This window comes from Microbacterium sp., from assembly GCF_035277845.1.
Classification (GTDB): domain Bacteria; phylum Actinomycetota; class Actinomycetes; order Actinomycetales; family Microbacteriaceae; genus Microbacterium.
This window is the reverse complement of record NZ_DATEJS010000048.1, coordinates 1-4,081: the sequence shown is the minus strand read 5'-3', so window position 1 is coordinate 4,081 and position 4,081 is coordinate 1. Positions and strand designations below refer to the sequence as shown.

Here is a 4,081-nt window from a genome sequence, read left to right as displayed (position 1 = left end):
GCCCGCGCCAACCAGGCCGGCTCCGGCGGCAACGACACCGGCGGCGGTGGCGGAGGCGGCGGCAGCTGGGGAGCCGGCGGGAACGTCCTCGCCAACGGCTGGTGCCGCCCGTCCAGCGGCGTGCAGACCTCCGGCTACGGCCCGCGCACCGCGGTGTGCAACGCCTACTACTGCTCCAGCAGCTTCCACTACGGCGTCGACCTCGCGTCCTACTGCGGCTCGGCGATCTACGCCGCGCACGGCGGGCGGGTCGTCTACGCGGGCGCGAACGGCGGCTACGGCAACTACATCCACATCGACAACGGCGACGGCACCGGGACGGGCTACGGCCACATCCGCCCCGGCGGCATCTTCGTGCGCTACGGGCAGCACGTGCGCGCGGGGCAGCTCATCGCCAGCGAGGGCAACACCGGCAACTCGTTCGGATGCCACCTGCACTTCGAGACCTACGTCAACGGCTTCCCGGTGAACCCGGTGGACTTCATGGCGGCCCGCGGCATCAGCGTCTGATCCGCACGAGGCCGGTCGGCGCACAGAGAAGAGGAGGACGCCGCAGCCTGCGGCATCCTCCTCTTTCTGTCTGCGCCGCTCAGTGCTCGAAGCGTGCGAAGGCCTCGGAGACGAGACGCTCGGCCTCGGCGGCGCTGGCCCACTCGTCGACCTTGACCCACTTGTTGGGCTCGAGGTCCTTGTAGTGCTCGAAGAAGTGCGCGATCTCCTTCTTCGTGTACTCCGGGATGTCGTCGACGTCCTGGATGTGCGCCCAGCGCGGGTCCTTGGCGAGCACCGCCACGACCTTGTCGTCGCCGCCGGCCTCGTCGCTCATCTTGAGCACGGCCACGGGACGCACCTCGGCGTGCACGCCCGGGAAGAGCTGGTGGTCCAGCAGCACGAGCACGTCGAGCGGGTCGCCGTCCTCACCGAGGGTCTTGTCGAAGAAGCCGTAGTCCGCCGGGTACCCGAACACGGTGTACAGGATGCGGTCGAGGTGGACGTTGCCGGTCTCGTGGTCGACCTCGTACTTCACGCGGCTGCCGCGGGGGATCTCGATGACGGCGTCGTACGCGCCCATGCTCATGCTCCTTCTGAACGGGAAATGCCGGTGACCAGCCTAGCCGGGGCGCCGGGCGCTCCCGGATCGCGGTCACTTCATGACGCGGTAGCCGCGGCCCTCGTCGTACCCGTGGATCTCGCGGGTGTCGAGGGCGGCCATGAACTCGACGACCTCGGGGGAGATCACCTGGCCGGGCACGAGCACGGGGAACCCGGGCGGGTACGGGGTGACGAAGCCGGCGGACACGGGCGACTCGCCGCGCGCGATGCGGGCGCGCAGCTCGTCCGGAGCCACGTGCTCCACGCGGCCGCGCAGCTGCCCGTCGAAGAACGCGGCGCGCATGTCGCCGTCGGGAAGGCCCGCCCCGGCCGCGTAGGCCGGCGCGAACTCGCTGAAGTCGGGGAGCGTGGGCAGCAGGGAGGCATCCGGCAGCGGCACGTCCTCGTCGCGTTCGGACCGCTCCCGCTCGAACCGGGCGGCGAGCTTGACGAGCACCTCGATGAGGTACGCGATGGCGCTGCGGGAGGTGCCGATGTTGGTCATGAACAGCACGGTGTTGCGGCTGGTCTTGTTGACCTGGATGCCGTACCGGTCCATCAGGTACTCGTGTTTGAAGGTGTCGCCGTCGACGCCGGTGCGGGTGATCTCGATCGTGATGCGGCTGGGGTCCACGACGAGCTCGTCGTCCGCCCACGCCTTCCACATCGTCGCCAGCCCGTCGCGCAGCGGCATCGGACGGGAGGTCTCCCGGTACTCGGCCGGGATGAGGTCGTGCGCGGTGAGCACGCGGAAGTTGCGGCGCAGCAGCGGATGCCGGGCGACGGCCTGGGACAGGTTCGTGGCCAGGTCGAGTTGCCGCTGCACGAGCTCGAAGCCCTCGAGCTCCACCTGCCGGCGGCCGAGGTCGAGCGAGGCGAGGATCTGGTAGTTCGGCGAGGTCGAGGTGTGCGTCATGTACGCCTCGTGGAACGGCTCCTCCGCGTCCCGGCGCCAGTCCTGGTCGTGCACGTGGATCATCGACCCCTGCCGCAGGGCGGTCAGGGTCTTGTGGGTGGACTGGGTCGCGTACACCCGCACGCGGGCATCCGGCGACGGGATCAGACGCTCGGTCAGCCACACCTCGTCGGGGGCGGCCTCCCCGGTCTCCGGGTCGACCAGCCGGGCCCGCTGCTCGCGGTACGCGGAGCTGTGCGACGGGGTGCGCAGCCGCTCCTCGAGGCGGCGTGCCGCCGCCATCGCGGTGCGGCGCCGGGTGACCGGGTGGAACGTCGCGAACGCGAACCACGCCTCGTCCCACAGGAACACCAGGTCGGGCTTGATCGCCAGGCATTCCGCCATGACCCGCTCGGGGTCGTAGACGATGCCGTCGAACGTGCAGTTCGTGAGCGTGACCATGCGCACCTCGTCGAGGCGGCCCTGGGCGCGATAGTCCAGCAGCACCTGCTTGATGCGCGACAGCGGCACCGCCCCGTAGAACGCGTAGTCGTTCAGCGGGTACGCGTCGAGGTACGCCGGCCGGGCCCCGGTGAGCATCATCGCGTGGTGGTGCGACTTATGGCAGTTGCGGTCCACCAGCACGACGTCGCCCGGCGAGGTCACCGCCTGATGCACGACCTTGTTCGCGGTCGACGTGCCGTTGGTGACGAAGAACGTGTGCCGCGCCCCGAACGCCCGCGCGGCCAGCTGCTGCGCCTTCTTCAGCGTGTGCACCGGTGAGAGCAGCGAGTCCAGGCCCCCGGAGGTGGCGCTGGTCTCGGCTAGCAGCAGGTTCAGCCCGTAGAAGTCGGCCAGGTCGCTGATCCACCGCGACGTGACCACCGACCCGCCGCGGGCGACCGGCAGCGCGTGGAACACGCCCACCGGGCGCCGGGCGTGGTCGCGCAGCGCGTCGAAGAACGGGGTGTCGTATAGGTGCGAGGTGCGGCGCAGCAGTGACAGGTGCAGCTCCAGCTGGTCCTCACGGCGGAACACCCGCCGGAACCGGCGCGACAGCGTGCCGGCGAGGTCCTCGATGTGCGCGCCGGCCATGAGGTACACATCCAGCTCGGGCCGCAGCGCCCCGAGCGTGTCGGCCAGGTGCACCACCCGGCGGACGCTGGCCGGGATGCTGTGCGGCACCGACGACGTCCGGCCGCCCTGCTCGTGCGCCAGGCCGATCACCTCGTGCAGGTCGCGGGAGAGCGGCTGCTTCGTCCGGTCCGAGAACCCGGGGCGCACCACGCAGGCGAGGATGTTCGGATTCGTCAGCACGGCCGCGATCGCGTCGTCCGCGGACGGCACCACGACGTACTCGTAGATGAAGGCATCCGCGGCCGACCGCATCCTCAGCACGTCCGCCCGCAGCTGCTCACGGTCGGCCGGTGTGGTCTCGTCGATCAGCAGCACCTCGAACCGCGGCCGCGGGTCTACGTCGTTCGCGTGCTCGGCTCGCTCGGACTCGTCCATCGGCTCGTCGCGCGGGTCGTCCGGCACCGACGACCGGCGCAGGCGATGCACCACGCGGCCGATCAGGTCGAGCGCCTGCTCCAGCTCACCCGCGACCAGCAGCTCGCGCACCAGGCGCACGTAGCGCTGCCCGAACCCGGCCCAGTACAGCTCCAGGGTCTCGAGGGCGCCCAGCGACCGGGTGATCTCCTCGTCGGAGCCGATGTCGCCGCCGACGGCGGCGAGACCCTTGACCGCGAAGCGCAGGTACTCCCATGCGTCGCTGCGAAGCCGCCACGTGCTGGCGGGCATTCCGGGAACGCCGGTCGGAAGCAGACGGTGGGATTCGGGAGACGTCATCGGCTCGCCCCTCTTCGTTCGATGATCACCACCCATAGTGCACCTCGGCACGGACGGGCGCGGATCGCCCATCCGGATTGTGTCTGGGGTACGAGACCGAGCGGGAAAAGGCGCCGGTGTCCCGGGAGGTGGGCGGGGAACACGCCGCCGTCATACGCCGTAGCGTGGAGGGATGCCGCAGCCCGAGACCGTCCGCCCGCCGCTCGATCCCGCCGTCGCGCAGGTGCGACGCGCAGTGCGGCA

Annotated in this window: 3 protein-coding genes; 1 reads left to right on the top strand and 2 read right to left on the bottom strand. The window is 70.6% G+C overall.

The window, feature by feature from the left end:
• The coding region (locus VJR25_RS01855) for a M23 family metallopeptidase (RefSeq protein ID WP_324111930.1) at positions 1–510 on the top strand (510 nt) is incomplete at its 5' end.
• A 79-nt stretch (positions 511–589) separates the two neighbouring features.
• Here VJR25_RS01855 and VJR25_RS01850 read toward each other — a convergent pair.
• Positions 590–1,072, bottom strand: a complete 483-nt coding sequence (locus VJR25_RS01850) for an inorganic diphosphatase (RefSeq protein WP_324111928.1) — start codon at positions 1,070–1,072, stop codon at positions 590–592.
• 72 nt (positions 1,073–1,144) lie between these two features.
• Positions 1,145–3,838 (bottom strand): beta-eliminating lyase-related protein, encoded by a 2,694-nt coding sequence (locus tag VJR25_RS01845; protein ID WP_324111926.1) that lies wholly within the window; start codon positions 3,836–3,838, stop codon positions 1,145–1,147.
• Between the last annotated feature and the right edge of the window lie 243 nt (positions 3,839–4,081).

Coding starts and splice junctions, on each gene's coding strand:
- VJR25_RS01850 (WP_324111928.1), bottom strand. CDS start 1,072: ATGGGCGCGTACGACGCCGTCATCGAGATCCCCCGCGGCAGCCGCGTG.
- VJR25_RS01845 (WP_324111926.1), bottom strand. CDS start 3,838: ATGACGTCTCCCGAATCCCACCGTCTGCTTCCGACCGGCGTTCCCGGA.